Origin of the sequence: Actinosynnema sp. NPDC002837 (assembly GCF_040295345.1) — a bacterium.
In the GTDB taxonomy this organism is placed as follows: Bacteria; Actinomycetota; Actinomycetes; order Mycobacteriales; family Pseudonocardiaceae; genus Actinosynnema.
On sequence record NZ_JBEOVG010000060.1, the window covers coordinates 24,415 to 40,013 of the forward strand.

Sequence of the window (15,599 nt, forward strand, 5' to 3'; positions counted from 1 at the left end):
CGGTGGCCTACCCCGAGTGAGGTAGGCCACGGCAGTGGAGCGTGATCAGCGGGGAGTCGTCAGCCGGCGTAGTGCACGTCCGGCCACGGCGGGGTGACCATGCCGTTCCCGATGTGGAAGCTCGGGTGCGGCGGCTGGTTGTAGGCCGTGTTCTGCCACGCGATGGCGACGCGGTACATGGTGTCGTGCATCAGCGTGGGGATGCGGCGGTCCGTCTGGTTGGGCGTCGAGTAGATCCGCAGCGCCGAGTTGTCCGAGGTGCGCCAGACGACCTCCTCGCGCCAGTCGCCGAACAGGTCGGCGCTCAGCGCGGGCGTGGCCTTGGTGCCGTTGTTCGAGGCCACGCCGGAACCGGTGAGCAGGCGGGTGTCGCCGCCGGTGCCGTACTTGTCGATCCTGGTCTGGTCGAGCAGTTCGCGGGACGGGTCGCCGTCCCACCAGATCACGAAGTTCGCCGACGACGGCTTGCGGCCGACGTTCGTGCCGCTCGGGCTGCGCAGGCTGCCGTCGGCGTTGGACCACGACTCCGCGCCGGGGCTGCCCGGGTGGATGTCCGCGGACACGCCGCGGCCGTTGTCGCTGCCCGAGGCGGTGGTCCACCTCCGCTCGCCGGTGCGGGCGTCGGCGAACCACGAACCCGGCTTCGACGAGTCCTCGGAGACCTTGAAGTACTCCAGGCCCGGTCGGGACGGGTCGAGGTCGCCCACGTGCCCGGCGTCACCGTGGCCGAGGCCCGTGGTCCACAGGCCGCGCCCGGTGTCGTCGATGGTGGCCGCGCCGTAGACGATCTCGTCGCGGCCGTCGGCGTCCACGTCGGCGATGCTCAGCGAGTGGTTGCCCTGACCCGCGTACCCCGACTGGTTGTTGGAGTCGAACGTCCACCGCTTGGTCAGCGCGCCGTTGCGGAAGTCCCAGGCCGCGATCACCGCACGCGTGTAGTAGCCGCGCGCCATGATCAACGACGGTCGCGCGCCGTCCAGGTAGGCGGTGCCGGCCAGGAACCGGTCGACCCGGTTGCCGTACGTGTCGCCCCAGGAGCCGACGTTGCCGCGCGGCGGATCGTAGTTCACCGTCGACATCGCCGCGCCGGTCTGACCGTTGAACATGGTCAGGAACTCCGGCCCGCTCAGGATGTAGCCCGACGAGTTGCGGTAGTCGGCGCTCGCGCTGCCGATCACCGTGCCCCGGCCGTCCCGCGTGCCGTCCGCGGTCTTCATCGCGACCTCGGCCTTGCCGTCGCCGTCGTAGTCGTAGACCTGGAACTGGGTGTAGTGCGCGCCCGCCCGGATGTTGCGCCCGAGGTCGATGCGCCACAACCGCGTGCCCTGCAGGGTGTAGGCGTCGATGAAGACGTTGCCGGTGACGCCTGACTGCGAGTTGTCCTTCGCGTTGTCCGGGTCCCACTTCAGCACGAACTCGTAGTCACCGTCGCCGTCCAGGTCGCCCACGCTCGCGTCGTTGGCGACGTAGCCGGAGCCCGGCGACTGGATCGGCACGTCCCGGTAGCCGGCACCGAACCCGAGCGACGCCGGTGACGCGGCCTGCTCGGTCCCGTTCACCACCGCGCGGACGGTGTAGGAGGAGTCCGCCGCCGCGCCGCTGTCCAGGTAGTTGGTGGACGCGGTGATGGGCGAGGCGTTGACCTTCGTCGCACCCCGGTACACGTTGAACGCCACGTTCTGCGGGTCGCCCCCGAGCAGGCGCCAGCTGACCAGGTTGCCGCTGCCGGACCGCACGCTGATCACGCCGCGGTCCAGGCGCTCGACCTGCTTGCGGCCGGTCGGGTCCGACGGTCCCGGCCCGGGGGTCGTCGTGGTCGTGGTTGTGGTGGTGGTCGTCGTGGTGCTTGTCGTGGTCGACGTGGTGGTCGTGGTGGTGGGGTCGACACCGCCCGTGCACGTGGTGCCGTTGAGCGTGAACGTCGTCGGCACGCCGACCACGTCGCCGGTCATCGAGCCGTTGAAGCCGAACGACGCCGTGCCCCCGGTCGGGATCGACCGGTTCCAGTCCACGTTGGTCGCCGTCACGCTCGCGCCGGAGGCGGCGAACGTCGCGTTCCACCCCTGGCCGAAGCGCTCCGAGCCGGGGAACGACCAGGCCAGCGTCCACCCGTCGACCGGGTCGCCCAGGTTCTTGATCGTGACGTTCGCGGAGAACCCGCCCTGCCACTTGTTCTGCACCACGTAGTCGACCCCGCAGCCGGGGGCTGCCGAAGCCACGCCGGCGACCAGCAGGCCTCCGGTCAGTGCGCTGATCGCCGTGACGGCGGCGATCGCCCGCACTCTGAACGAGTTGGTGAGCACCGTTGCTCCTTCGTCGCTGTGTCTGGGAGCGCTCCCAGGTGTGATCCGGGCAACGCCCCTCGCCCGGCACATGACAACACCTCCACCGAGCCGCCGTCAAGTGATGAAACGATTCACTCCCACCCGTCCCAACTGGTCCGAACGGGCCGGCCCACCTGCCCAGAGCAGCTCTGAAAAGGTTCAACAACCGCCGCTCACCAGGCGCGACGAGCAGCACCACGTGCAGGGGGAAGGGCGTCAGCGACCGGACCCGCGTTCACGCACCCCAGCCCGCCTGCTCCCCGCCGACCCGCTCGGCCACGATCCGCTCGCCGTAGCCGGACCGGGCGTAGGCCGCCATCGGGTCCGGGTCCAGCCCCAGGTCCTCGCGCACCGACGCCACCAGCGGCCGGACGTCGGTGTTGTAGGCGTCCATCAGCACGGCGTTCGCGCCGAGCACGTCACCGGCCCGCTGCGCCGCGGCCAGCGCGTCCCGGTCGACCAGCAGCGCCTTGGCGGTGGCCTCCTGCACGTTCATCACCGACCGGATCTGGCCGGGGATCTTCGGCTCGATGTTGTGGCACTGGTCGAGCATGAACGCCACCCCGGACCCGACCGCGAGGGCACCGCCGCGCACCACCTCGAACATGATCCGGAACAGCTGGAACGGGTCCGCCGAGCCGACCATCAGGTCGTCGTCGGCGTAGAAGCGGGAGTTGAAGTCGAACCCGCCGAGCTTGCCCGCGCGCAGCAGCACCGCGACGATGAACTCGATGTTGGTGCCCGGCGCGTGGTGGCCGGTGTCGACCACGACCTGCGCCCGCTCGCCCAGTTCCAGGCAGTGCGCGTACGCCGTGCCCCAGTCCGGCACGTCGGTGGTGTAGAAGGCGGGCTCGAACAGCTTGTACTCCAACAGGATCCGCTGGTGCGGCCCGATCCGCCCGTACGTCTCCCGCAGCGCCTCGGCGAGCCGGTCCTGGCGGGCCCGGATGTCGTCCTGGCCGGGGTAGTTGGTGCCGTCGGCGAACCACAGCTTCAGGTCGCGCGACCCCGTGGCGTCCATGATGTCGACGCACCGCATCAGGTGGTCGAGCGCCTTGCGGCGGACGGCCGGGTCGGGCGAGCACACGCTGCCGAGCACGTACGCGTCGTCCTGGAAGACGTTGGCGTTGATCGTGCCGATCGACACGCCGTGGCCGCGGGCGAACCCGGCCAGCTCGTCGTAGTCGTCCACCGCGTCCCACGGGATGTGCAGCGCGACCGACGGCGCCACGCCGGTGAACCGGTGCACGGTGGCCGCGTCGGCGACCTTCTCGTGCGGCGTGCGCGGCACCCCGCGCTGGGCGAACACCTTGAACCGGGTGCCGGAGTTGCCGAACGCCCAGGACGGCAGCTCGATCCGCTGCCCGGCCAAGGCCTCCCGCGCGGCGCCCGTTCCGGGTGCTCCTGTGGTGGTGTCCACGTCGGACTCCTTACCTGATCAGTCGAGGTGGAAGACCTCGGTCAAGGGCCTCATGGCCTCGTCGGGGTGCCCGCCGTCCAGCGCGGTGAAGAACTCGGCCATCTCGGCCTGCCACCGGTCGTTCACCTCGCGGTCGCGCATGCCCCGCTGGGCGGCGTCCCAGTCCGGGGTCTCCAGGTAGCCGACGAGCAGACCGTCGTCGGCCAGGAAGAGGCTGTAGTTGCCCCAACCGGTCTCCCGCAACGCCTCCCGCATCTCCGGCCACACCTCGCGGTGCCGCTCCCGGTACTCCTCCATCCGCTCCGGGCGCACCCGGAGCAGGAAGCAGACACGTCGCACGCCGACCTCCGAGACTGAAACGTTTCACAAGTACGCTATTGTTGCGGCACAAGGCTTGTCAATGGTCTGGACGAATTCACGGTGGCCGCACGCCGTCGTAGAACGCCACCCGCACGGTGATCTCCCGTTCCTGCCCCGGTCCGAGCACCACCGGCCGGTCCCAGGCGAGCGCCGAGCCGATGCCCTGGTACTGGCCCACCCGCACGAACCACGGGTCGGTCGGACCGGACACCACGGCCGTCCACGCCGGTGCTCCCGGGTCCCGCTCGGGATCGCCGACCACGACCGCCAGCCACGGCGAGGTCCGGCCGTTGACCTCCTCCTCGCCCTCGCCGTCGGGGCCGTGGACCCGCACCGACCGCGGGTCGAGGTCGGGCAGCCGCCAGAACCAGCCGCCGTAGCCCGCGCCCTCCCGGCCCTTGCTGCCCGGGCTGTGCAGCACCACGTGGTCCGGCGCGGTCAGCACGCTGGTCCACTCCAGCTCCCAGCCGCCGGCGACGACCCGGCGGCGGACGCGACGGCGTTCGCGCAGCAGGACCGCGCCCGCCGAGTCGCACCAGGCCAGCTCGCCCGGCCCGGTCTCCTCGACCCGGCCGAGCTCGCCCGGCACGTACCCCTGGCCGGGCACGTAGTTGCGCCCGCCCCACAGGTTGACCCCGTTGACGTCGGGCAGCGCGAGGCCGATCCCCCGGTGCCACGGGTGGTCGTCCGGGTGCTCGCCGGTGACCACGACCCCGCCGAGCGTGCGCACCGGGTGCAGCGCCGGCCGCGGCACGACCAGGGGCAGCCGCACGCCGTCCCAGCCGTACCGGGCGACACCGCCCAGCGGCGACCACGGCACCTCCAGCTCGGCGAACGTGCGCAGGTGCTCGGCTGCCTTGGCCACCACGTGGTCCACGCCGTCGACGTCCACCCGCTTGCCGTTGCGGCGCAACCACGCGGGGTCGATCGGCACGGGGTCCGGCGCGGTCCGGACGGCCTCCAGCACGCGCATGAACGCGCCGGTCGCGGCCAGCGGCGCCTGCAGCGGCACGTCCGGGTCCGCCAGGTGGTCCAGCAGGTTGCGCAGCGGCGAGTCGTGCCGGTGGCGCTCCTCGATGCCGTCGATCACCAGCCGGTGCTCGGTGTAGTGCAGCTCGGCGCGGCGGCGGCTGCCGTGCACGACGAGCACCGGTTCCCGGACCACCTCGGCGCACAGCGTCACCGCGACCACGACGACCGTGCCGTTGTGGGTGCGCAGCCGCAGGCACGAGGTGTCGTCGGCTTCGATGTCACGGGCGCGCAGCAGCTCCAGCTCGATATCGTGCACGTCGTCCACGCCCGTGCTGCCGTCCAGCGCCAACGCGGTCGCGATGCCGTGCGCGAACGGGTTGGTCAGCGCGCCGTCCACCACCGGCACGCCGTCGAGCGCGCGTCGGCCCGCCCACGGCGCGCGGGTGTAGTAGGTGTCGTCGCGCGACCAGGTGCCGCGCACGCCGATGCCCCGGATCTCGCCCAGCGCGCCGGAGCGCATCAGCCCGGCCAGCCGGTGCACAGCGTGCGAGCCGAGGCTCTGGAACCCGACCTGGACCAGGCGGTCCCCGGACCGGTCGACCAGGTCCCGCCAGTCGGCCAGCGTGGGCGTGGGCGGCTTCTCCAGCACGAGGTGCGCACCGGCGGCCAGCACCTGCCGCGCCAACCGCACGTGCGTGTGCATGGGGGTGGACACGATGCCGATGTCCGCGTCACGCATCAGCTCCGCCAGGTCGGCGGCCACCGGCCGGTCGCCGACGAGCCGGCGCGCCTCGGCATCGAGCGGGTCCACCTCGCACACGCCGGTGAGCCGCACCCGTCCCTCGGCCTCCAGCGCGGCGATCTCGCGCAGGTACAGCCGCCCGTAGCCGGCCGCGCCGGCGAGCACCACCCGGGGCGTCACCGGCGCTCCACCGCGACCGCGGCGAACACCAGCAGGCCGGGCACGACGACGGCGAACGCGGGCGCCTGCGCGACCACCAGCCCGGTCACGGCCAGCGCGACCACCAGGTAGGCGTAGCCGCCCCAGTCACGCGACGGTTCGGCCATCAGCACGGCCCACCGGTCGCCCGGGTTCCACCGGGCCGCCGTCCGCAGCAGCACCAGCACCACCGCGGCCAGCGCCGACCCGATCACCGGACCCAGCACGTTCGCGCCCGGCAGCCCGCCCATCAACGCCAGCACGTCCAGCGCACCGACCACCAGCACCCCGAGCGGGACGGCGACCGCGAACGGGTCGCGCACCGCCCGCCCCAGCAGCACGGCGAACCGCCGCGCGGTCGGCGTGCGGCCGTCGTCCACCAGCTCGCGCAGCAGCACCGCGCCCGCCGCCGCGGCGGGCAGCGCGGTCACCACCGGCAGCGCCGCGACGGTCACCAGCACCCCGATCAGCAGCACCTCGGCCACCAGCGCCAACGGGCGCGCCCAGGCGCTCACCCCTTGAGCCCGGAGGTCGCCACGCCGTCCACCAGGAACCGCTGGAAGGCCAGGAAGAACAGGCCGATCGGCAGCAGCGCGAGCACCGACATGGCGAACATCGGGCCGAACGCGGACTGGGTGGCCTGGTCGATGAACAGCTGGAGCGCCAGCGGCAGGGTGAACTTCTCCGCGTCGTTGAGGTAGATCAGCTGCGAGAAGAAGTCGTTCCACGTCCAGATGAACGTGAAGATCGCCGTGGTGATCAGCGCCGGCCGCAGCAGCGGCAGGATCACGTGCCGGAACACGCCCACCGGGCCGCAGCCGTCCAGCGTCGCGGCCTCGTCCAGCTCGCGCGGCAGGCCGCGGATGAACTGCACCATCAGGAAGATGAAGAACGCGTCCGTGGCGAGGAACTTCGGCAGCACCAGCGGCCAGAACGTGTTCACCATGTCCATCTGCTGGAAGATGACGTACTGCGGGATGAGCACCACGTGCTGCGGCAGCATGATCGTGATCATCATGAACCCGAACATCGGGCCGCGACCGCGGAAGTGCAGCCGCCCGAACGCGTAGGCGGCGAGCGAGCAGGACAGCACGTTGCCGACCACCGCGCCGACCGAGATCACCAGCGAGTTCCAGAAGTAGTGCAGCACGCCGAACTCGCCGACGCCGTCGAACACCTCGGCGTAGTTGTCGCCGGTGGGCTCGCGCGGCAGCAGGGCGAGCGTGGAGATCACCTCCGTCGCCGGCTTGAACGACGTGGAGACCAGCCACACCACCGGGTAGAGCAGCACCAGCAGCACGGCCACCACGAGCCCGTGCCACCCGAGGCGTTTCGTGAGCGTCACCGGTTCTCCCCCGCGTAGAACACCCAGCGCCGGGCGCTGCGGAACACCAGGGCGGTCAGCACCGCGACCACCACGAGCAGCACCCAGGCCATCGCGGAGGCGTAACCCATCCGGAAGTCGGTGAACCCGCGCTGGTACAGGTACAGCGGGTAGAGCAGGGTGGAGTCGCTGGGACCGCCCCGCCCGCCGCTGACCACGAACGCGCCGGTGAACGCCTGGAACGCGTGGATGGTCTCCAGCACCAGGTTGAACAGGATCACCGGGGACAGCATGGGCAGCGTGACGCCGAGGAACCGGCGCGCCGGTCCCGCGCCGTCGATCGCCGCGGCCTCGTAGAGCTCCTTGGGCACCTGCTTGAGGCCCGCCAGGAAGATCACCATCGGCGCGCCGAACTGCCACGCGGCCAGCGCGACGAGCGTGAGCAGCGCGTACTGGGGCTGGTCGACCCAGCCACCGGTGTCGAGGCCGACCGAGGACAGGACCCCGTCGACGGTGCCGTCGGTGGAGAACAGCGCCCGCCAGGCCAGCGCCACGCTGACGCTCGCGCCGAGCAGCGACGGCGCGTAGAACGCCGAGCGGTACAGCCCGACGCCCCGGCGGGGCCGGTTGAGCAGCAGCGCCACCGCGAGGGCGAGGCCGAGCTTGAGCGGCACCGAGATCAGCACGTACTCGGTGGTCACCCACGCGGCGTGCCAGAACCGCTCGTCGCCGGTGAACATCGTGACGTAGTTGTCCAGGCCGATCCAGTTCGGCGCGGTGAACAGGTCGTAGTCGGTGAACGACAGGTACAGCGAGGCGACCATCGGGCCGATGGTCAGCAGCGCGGCGCCGACGATCCACGGCGACAGGAACAGGTAGGCCACGCCCTGGCCCCGCCGCCTGCCGCGCGCGGCGGACGTCGGCGGCGGGCCGTCCAGGACCGGGGGCTCGGTGGCGCCCGACGTGCCGGTGAGCACGGACTGGGTCATGCTCAGGACCCCAGCGACTGCTCGGCGTCCTGCACCACGCGCTTGGCGGCGTCCGCGGCGCTCACCCGGTTGAAGATCACGTCGTCGTAGGTGCGCTGGAAGTCCCGCTTGATGGCCGAGGAGCCGGTGGGCCAGGCGCCGAACGCCGGGCCGATCTTGTCCTGCTGGGCGGCCTCGTAGTCGCACACGGCCTTGCTGCCGCCCTCGGCCGACGAGCACACCTGCGCGCGGATCTCCTCGTTCGGCGGCACGCCGCGCGACGCGCCGAGCAGCTTGCCCGCCTCGGGGTCGTTGAGCAGGAAGTCGAGCAGCTTCACCGCCGCGGCCTTGTGCTTGGACCGCTGGGACACCGCGAACGACACCGGCGGCATGGCCGCCATGCCGCTCTCCGCCACGTCGCTGGGCAGCGGCGCGAGCGCGAGGTTCGGCCCGAACGCGCCGAAGTAGCCGGTGACGGCCGAGTCGTAGCCGATCTCGGAGGCGGCCTGCTTGGTCACGATGCCGGAGTTCTGCACCGAGCCGTCCATCTTCGTCGTCACCTCGGCCGGCGAGACGCCCTTGCCCGCCCGCATCGTGCCGATCACCTCCCAGTACTCGGCCAGCTCGTCGGCGGTGAAACCGAGCTTGCCGTCGGCGGTGTAGAGCGACTTGCCGTGCTGGTGCAGCCACACCTCGAACCAGTCGACGGCCCAGCCGAAGTCGGTGGTGCCCGCGACCTGCCCGGCCGCGCCGACCTTCGCCATCGCCTCGGCGAACTGCGCCCAGGTCCACTTCTCCCCCGGCGCGGTCGGCACCCGGACGCCCGCGGCCTCGAAGTGCGAGGGGTCGAAGATCAGCATCTGGGTGGTCGCGCCGCCCGCCACGGCGTACTGCCTGCCGTCGACCTTGCCGCCCTCCAGCAGGTTCGGCGGGATCTTGTCGAGCCGGAGCTCCTTGCCGGTGTACTCGGCGAGGTCGGCCAGCACGTTGCGGCCCGCGTACTCGCCGACCGTGGCCCGGTCCAGCTGCAGCAGGTCCGGTCCCGCGCCGCCCGCGACCTGGGTGGACAGCTTCTGGAAGTACGCGTCGTAGCCGCTGTACTCGGTCTCGACCTTGATGTCCGGGTTGCGCCGCTGGAACTCGTCGACCGCCGCCCTGGTGACCTTGGCGCGGTCCTCGTTGCCCCACCAGACGAACCGCAGCGTCACCGGGCCGTCGGCCGACTCGGCGCCGCAGCCCGACAGCGCGGTGGTCAGCGACAACAGCCCGACCAGCAGGCCCCCCGCGCCGCGGCGAGACATTCGTCCCATCACCCTCACCCTTCGATTGAATCGGTTCAACCAAGCTAGGTGAGCCCCATCATGGCGTCAAGACTGATTTTTCAGCGCTGCAACGCCCGCGAACCCAGGTCTTGCCTTTCTCGTTGAAACGGTTCATCGTGTGGCGGCGTCACGCACCCCGCGCAACGTCGCGCCCTTGGGAGGCCGCAGATGACCCCCGTCAGAGCCCTGCCCGCCGTGCTGGCGGCCCTAGCGCTAGTCCTGAGCACGTCCGCCGTCCACTCCCCCGCCTCGGCCACGCCCGACGGCCCGCGGCTCGAACGCCTCGACCGCGGCCTGGTCGCCGCGCGCACCGCCGGCGGGGTGTTCCTGAGCTGGCGGCTGCTGCGCCACGAGGTCACCGGCCACACCGCCACCGGCCTGGCCGGTCCGGCGTTCGCGGTCTACCGCGACGGCCGCCGCATCGCCACCGTCACCGACAGCACCAACTACCTCGACGCCGAGGGCGGCGGCTCGGAGTACCGGGTGGCGCCGGTGGTCCGCGGTCGGCAGGGCGAGGCGAGCGACCCCGTGTCGCCGTGGGCGGGCGGGTCCTACGACCTGCCGCTGCGCAAGCCCGCCGACGGCGTGACCCCGGCCGGTGAGGCCTACACGTACTCGGCCAACGACGTCAGCGTCGGCGACGTGGACGGCGACGGCGGCTACGAGTACGTGGTGAAGTGGGACCCGTCGAACAGCAAGGACGTCTCGCAGGTCGGCTACACCGGGCCGACCTACGTCGACACCTACCGGTTCGACGGCACGTTGCTGCACCGCGTGGACCTGGGCGTGAACATCCGCTCCGGCGCGCACTACACGCAGTTCCTGGTCTACGACTTCGACGGCGACGGCCGTTCGGAGATGATGATGAAGACCGCGCCGGGAACGAAGGTGACGACGTACGACCGGCGCGGCAACGCGGTCTCGGAGCGGTACGTGACGATGCCGCGCGAGGACGTGCGCGCGGGCTACTCGCACAGCGACGACTACCGGCTCAGCGCCGCGGGCTACTACGAGCACGTGGTGGAGATGTTCAAGGGCTGGCACGCGCATCCCGAGGTGGTGGCCGGGCGCTGGCCCGCCACCCTGGAGGAGGCGTTCGGCATCCCGGTCCGGCACGCCTACCCGTTGTCCGACGCGGACGCGCGGTCGCTGGCCGACCACTTCGTCGACGTGTACGCGCCGGGCCGCAGCACCCGCAACAACCTCCGGGCGTTCGCCGGGTTCGTCGTCGACGGCCCGGAGTACCTGACCGTGTTCGACGGCAAGTCCGGCCGCGAGCTGGAGACCGTGCGCTACGAACCGGGTCGGCACGACGACGGGCTCATGTGGGGCGACTACGCGTACTCCCGCATCGAGCCGGGCAACCGGGTGGACCGGTTCCTCGCCGGGGTGGCCTACCTGGACGGCAAGCGCCCGTCGGCGGTGTTCGCGCGTGGCTACTACACGCGCACGACGCTGGTGGCGTACCGGTGGAACGGCCGCAAGCTGGTCAAGGACTGGTTCATCGACAGCGGCTGGGTGCCGATGACCAACCCGTTCAACTTCCCGGCGCACGGCAAGGACGGCACGTCGCCGGAGCACGGCGGCCTCACCACGCAGGGCGCGCACTCGTTGAGCGCGGCGGACGTGGACGGCGACGGCAAGCAGGAGATCGTCTACGGGGCGTCCACCATCGACCACGACGGCAAGGTGCTCTACCACTCCGCGGACGTGATGCCGCCGGGCAGCGCGAACCCCGGCGCGGTGGCGCGGCTCGGGCACGGCGACGCGCTGCACGTGACCGACGTCGACCCGGCCCGGCCGGGGATGGAGATCTACATGGTGCACGAGGGCGGGACCTCGGCGCCTTACGGCTACGCGCTGCGCGACGCGGCCACGGGCGAGGTGATCTACGGCGGCTACACCGGCCGGGACACCGGGCGCGGCATGGTCGGTGACGTGCTGCCGGACGAGCCGGGGCTGGAGACGTGGGCGTCGTTGCCGGGCGGCACGGACGCGGCGGGGCTGTGGTCGGCCGACGGGCGTCCGCTGTCGACCGCGATCCCCGGCACGAACGCGAGCATCCGCTGGGCGGCGGACCTGACCACGCAGGTCGTGGACGGCGCGCTGGACGTCACGCCGACGATCAAGGACTGGCGGCGTGGCACCCTGCTGACCGCCGAGGGCACGCGGACCAACAACCACACCAAGGGCAACCCGTCCCTGGTCGCGGACGTGCTGGGCGACTGGCGCGAGGAGCTGGTGGTGCGCACGGCGGACAGCTCGGCGCTGCGGGTCTACGTGAGCACGGAGGTCACCGGCCACAAGCTCTACACGCTGATGCACGACCCGCAGTACCGGGTCGACGTGGCCAGGCAGCAGACCGCCTACAACCAGCCCGCCTACACCGGCTTCTACCTGGCCTCCGACGTCGATTGGGCGAAGGTGCCGCGGCCGGGTCGGTGAGGTCGTTAGGGTCGTCTGGTGATCACGATCGCCGTCGCCCAGCCGCGTTGCGCCCCTTACGACGTGACCGCCAACGTGGCGGCCCACGCGGAGGCGGTGCGCGCGGCTGGGGCGCGGGTGGTGGTGTTCCCGGAGCTGTCGTTGACGGGCTACCACCTCGACGCGCCGGTGGTGCCGTTCGACCTGGTGGAGCCGTTGGTGCGGGCGTGCGCCGAGACGGGGACCGTGGCGTTCGCGGGCGCGCCGGTCGGCGGGTCGTTCGGCGGGGCGGGCGGCACGTGGGCCGGCGGGCCCGTCGGCGGGCCGAACATCGGCGTGCTGGAGGTGTCCGCCGCCGGGGTGCGGGTGGCGTACCGGAAGATGTGGCTGGGCGGTCGGGAGTCGGTGCGCTTCCGCCCCGGTGACGCGCCCGCGGTCGTCGAGGTGGACGGGGTGCGGCTCGGGTTGGCGGTGTGCAAGGACACCGGCGTGCGGCGGCACGCGGCGGACACGGTGGCGTTGGGCGTGGACGTGTACGTGGCCGGTGTGCTGGAGCACGCCTGGGATTCACGGGTGGTGCAAGAGCGGGCGCGGCGGATCGCGGTCGGGCACGACGTGTGGGTGGCGATCGCGAGCTTCGCGGGCTCGACGGGTGAAGGGTACGAGTCGGCGGCGGGTCGTTCCGGGGTGTGGGAGCCGTCCGGTGGGATGATCGCCGCCGCCGGCACCGGGGTGGACGCCGTGGTGCGGGCGGTGATCCCGGGCCGCGTCACGGATGGAGGGCCATGACCGATGCCGACCTACCCGGCTTCTTCCACGACGCCGAGCGCACGTCGCGGCGCGGGCAGCGGCTGACGCTGACGTGGAGCCGGACCCGCCTGGTCAGCGCGGTCGTGGCGGCCGTCGGCGGCGCGTTGGAGTGGGAGCGCCAGACCGCCGTCCACCCGTGGGGGCTGTTGGCGCTGGTGGCGTTCTCGGTGGCGTTGGTGGTGGAGATCCTGCTGTGGACGCAGCAGCCGGAGCGCGATTGGTACGCCGGGCGCGCGGTCGCCGAGTCGATCAAGACGCTGTCCTGGCGGTACGCCGTGGCCGGTGCGCCGTTCTCGGCCGACGTGGCGCGGCCGAGGGCGTTGTTCCAGGAACGGGTGGGCGAGGTGGTCGCGCAGAGCGAGCAGCGGCTGCCGCTGGACAGCGACGACCCGTCGGCCACGTCCGCGATGACGGCGTTGCGGGAGGCGCCGTTCGAGCGGCGGCGGACGGCGTACGTGAAGAACCGGCTCCAGGAGCAGAAGAAGTGGTACACGGCCAAGGCGCAGGCCGACCGCCGGCGGGCGATGCAGTGGCGGATCGCGCTGATCGTCGGCGAGGTGCTCGCCATCGTGCTCGCGGGTGGGCGCGCGTTCGGCGTGTGGGACGTCGACGCCTCCGGCATCCTCGCCGCGGCCGTCGCCAGTGGCGCGGCGTGGCTCGCGACGCGGCGGCACTCGTCGCAGGCGACCGGGTACTCGCTGGCGGCGCGCGAGCTGGTGCTGGTGCGGGCGAAGTTGCTGGACGCGGACGAGGCGTCGTGGGCCGAGGCGGTGGCGGAGGCCGAGGAGGCGATCAGCCGGGAGCACCAGCTGTGGTTGGCGTCGCGTCCGGTGGAGAGTTGAGCACGCCGGGAGGTCACCACCGACGCGGACGCCGGTGCTCCGGTCAGCGGGCGAGCCAGGACAGGAGCTTCCCGGAGTTCGCCACGTACGCCGCGGTGCTGATGACCAGCGGGCGCTCGGTGGGCGTGTACGGGGGTTCGAGTGGCGGGGTGCGCGGGTCGTAGGGCGAGGTGTCGTGGACGTCGCCCACGTGCTTGCTCGTGTACGCGGTGCCGTCGTACGGGTGGGCGGGCGCCGGGCCCCGGTAGGGGTTGGTCACGGCGTCGGCCGGGGTGAGCCAGTGGTCCTTGGCGCCCAGGTCGGTGACCAGGGCCTGCACCTGGGCGTCCGTGACGGCGGGAAGTGGTTGGGGCGCATCGAGGAACAGGTCGGTCAGGGCCAGGTCGCGCAGGGAGAAGTAGCGCGGCGGCGGGATGGGCCGGCCGCTGAGCGGGGACCTGGACCTGAGGTCGGCGACCTGCGCCGGGGTGAGCGACCTGAGCTCGTCGTAGGTGGCGCGCAGGGCTTCGGTGTCGACGACCCGGCCGGCGGAGTAGTGGCTGAGCGTCGAACGGTGGTCGTAGTCGTAGTAGTAGGCGCCGTTGCGGACGTTCGAGCCGAAGCGGTGGACGAAGCGGGCGCGGTTCGTGGCCGGTTCGACGAACGTCGGGTGCGTGCGGCCGGCCAGCAGCGGGTTCTCGCCGACCTGCCGGTCGGTGAGGCGGCAGCTGTCCAGCCAGGCGAGGGCTTCCGGCACGCGCGCCAGGTAGCTCTGGTCGCCGGTCAGGCGGAAGTAGTGGAACAGCTGGGTGACGTTGGTCTGCGTGGTGTGGGTGGCCAGCGCCCTCGGCTCGTAGGACCGGGCGCCCGCGGGTGCGCCGGCGGGCCGGCCGGCCGTGGCGCGGGACAGGTGCTGCAGGCCCCAGCCCGCCTGGGGACCCGGCTGCTGGAGGCGGTGCAGGCAGCGCATGGCGCGGTGGACCGGCTCCAGCAGGTCGCGCCTGCCCAACGTGGACGCGCACAGGAGGAGGAACTTGACGTTCTCGCCCAGCACGTCGTCGTTGAACGTGACGTGGCCGGTGTAGTCGCCGTCCTCCATGCCGTGGCCGACGTCGTCGGCCAGCCACGGCGGGCGCGTGTCGGGCCACGGTGTGGTCTCGGGCGCGCCGGGGTGGTGCGGGAAGCGTTGGGGCCAGCCGCCGTCCGCGACACCGCCCCGGAACTGCGCCTTGAGCACGAACCGGATCGCGCGCTCGACCGCCGTGCGGAACCGGTGGTCACGGCGTTCCAGGTACAGCCGCAGCAGCAGTTGGGCGGCGGACGCCGTGCCGCCGTCGTCGAACGTCGCGTTGCCGTGGTGGTGCTGGAACTCCTCCAGCCGCCAGCCGTTCGCGCCGATCGTCGCGTACCAGCGGCGCAGTGACGCTGGGCCGGCGAAGTCGTGGACGTAGTTCCAGCCGCCGACCGGGAGCTGCGCCCGGGCAAGTGCCAGCCCGGTCCGTTCGGCGGCGCGCAGGAACGTCTCGTCGCCGGTGGCGTGGTAGGCGTCGAGCATGCCGTGGCCGACGGACGGCGTGCCGGGTGGCTGGACCCAGCACATGGTGCGGTTGGCCTCCATCTCGCCCCACGTGCGGGACAGGTCGGGCAGGTAGCTCCAGACGTAGCCGCCGCGGTAGGAGAGGCGTTCGTCCAGGAACGTGGCGGCCCGGCGCAGGGCGTCGGCCACGTCGGGGCGCGCGGGAGCGGGGCTGCCCGCCGGCGCGGAGATCGCGGGAGCCGTCACGAGCAGGCCGAACCGACGTCGACTGAAGGCCATCGACCAGCAGTACCGAGGCGGGGGTCGGCCGGTCAACGGTGGATCACAGGTGTGAAATCGAGCAGCCCTCACGTTGCCCACAGTGGGCGTTCGGTCGG

12 protein-coding genes are annotated in these 15,599 nt (G+C 72.1%); 3 read left to right on the forward strand and 9 right to left on the reverse strand.

All coding sequences use genetic code 11. The features are described 5' to 3' along the window. Positions 1 to 59 precede the first annotated feature (59 nt). The 8 genes from ABTZ99_RS30965 to ABTZ99_RS31000 form a co-directional block, all read right to left on the reverse strand. Positions 60 to 2,303, reverse strand: coding sequence for a rhamnogalacturonan lyase family protein (locus ABTZ99_RS30965; RefSeq protein WP_498781542.1), 2,244 nt, complete (start codon positions 2,301 to 2,303; stop codon positions 60 to 62). Between the two features lie 256 nt (positions 2,304 to 2,559). Continuing rightward, the gene (rhaI, locus tag ABTZ99_RS30970; protein WP_499616258.1) at positions 2,560 to 3,744 is read right to left on the reverse strand and encodes an L-rhamnose isomerase; all 1,185 of its coding nucleotides are present in this window, start codon (positions 3,742 to 3,744) and stop codon (positions 2,560 to 2,562) included. An 18-nt stretch (positions 3,745 to 3,762) separates the two neighbouring features. After that, a complete protein-coding gene (locus ABTZ99_RS30975) occupies positions 3,763 to 4,083 on the reverse strand; it encodes an L-rhamnose mutarotase (RefSeq protein ID WP_498781544.1) in 321 nt (106 codons plus the stop codon). Positions 4,084 to 4,159: 76 nt separating this feature from the next. Then, the gene (locus ABTZ99_RS30980; protein ID WP_499616261.1) at positions 4,160 to 5,998 is read right to left on the reverse strand and encodes a DUF6807 family protein; all 1,839 of its coding nucleotides are present in this window, start codon (positions 5,996 to 5,998) and stop codon (positions 4,160 to 4,162) included. Beyond that, entirely contained in the window at positions 5,995 to 6,531 is a 537-nt protein-coding gene (locus ABTZ99_RS30985; RefSeq protein ID WP_498781546.1) for a hypothetical protein, read from the reverse strand. Before ABTZ99_RS30985 ends, ABTZ99_RS30980 begins: the two co-directional genes overlap by 4 nt. Further along, positions 6,528 to 7,361, reverse strand: a complete 834-nt coding sequence (locus tag ABTZ99_RS30990) for a carbohydrate ABC transporter permease (RefSeq protein WP_498781547.1) — start codon at positions 7,359 to 7,361, stop codon at positions 6,528 to 6,530. Before ABTZ99_RS30990 ends, ABTZ99_RS30985 begins: the two co-directional genes overlap by 4 nt. Next, complete coding sequence (locus tag ABTZ99_RS30995; protein WP_499616264.1) at positions 7,358 to 8,329, reverse strand: carbohydrate ABC transporter permease; 972 nt, start codon at positions 8,327 to 8,329, stop codon at positions 7,358 to 7,360. Before ABTZ99_RS30995 ends, ABTZ99_RS30990 begins: the two co-directional genes overlap by 4 nt. 2 nt (positions 8,330 to 8,331) lie before the next feature. Beyond that, a complete protein-coding gene (locus tag ABTZ99_RS31000) occupies positions 8,332 to 9,618 on the reverse strand; it encodes an ABC transporter substrate-binding protein (protein WP_499616267.1) in 1,287 nt (428 codons plus the stop codon). Positions 9,619 to 9,798: 180 nt separating this feature from the next. Between ABTZ99_RS31000 and ABTZ99_RS31005 the strand changes: the two genes are divergently transcribed. Genes ABTZ99_RS31005 through ABTZ99_RS31015 form a run of 3 tightly spaced genes read left to right on the forward strand, consistent with a single transcriptional unit; the run spans position 9,799 to position 13,706 of the window. Beyond that, positions 9,799 to 12,075 (forward strand): rhamnogalacturonan lyase, encoded by a 2,277-nt coding sequence (locus tag ABTZ99_RS31005; RefSeq protein ID WP_499616270.1) that lies wholly within the window; start codon positions 9,799 to 9,801, stop codon positions 12,073 to 12,075. A gap of 18 nt (positions 12,076 to 12,093) precedes the next feature. Next, the gene (locus tag ABTZ99_RS31010) at positions 12,094 to 12,843 is read left to right on the forward strand and encodes a carbon-nitrogen hydrolase family protein (protein ID WP_498781553.1); all 750 of its coding nucleotides are present in this window, start codon (positions 12,094 to 12,096) and stop codon (positions 12,841 to 12,843) included. After that, positions 12,840 to 13,706, forward strand: coding sequence for a DUF4231 domain-containing protein (locus ABTZ99_RS31015; RefSeq protein WP_498781554.1), 867 nt, complete (start codon positions 12,840 to 12,842; stop codon positions 13,704 to 13,706). The genes ABTZ99_RS31010 and ABTZ99_RS31015 overlap by 4 nt, the downstream gene beginning before the upstream one ends. A 43-nt stretch (positions 13,707 to 13,749) precedes the next feature. On the opposite strand, the gene ABTZ99_RS31020 is transcribed toward ABTZ99_RS31015, so the two are convergent. Further along, complete coding sequence (locus tag ABTZ99_RS31020; RefSeq protein WP_499616274.1) at positions 13,750 to 15,501, reverse strand: pectate lyase; 1,752 nt, start codon at positions 15,499 to 15,501, stop codon at positions 13,750 to 13,752. Between the last annotated feature and the right edge of the window lie 98 nt (positions 15,502 to 15,599).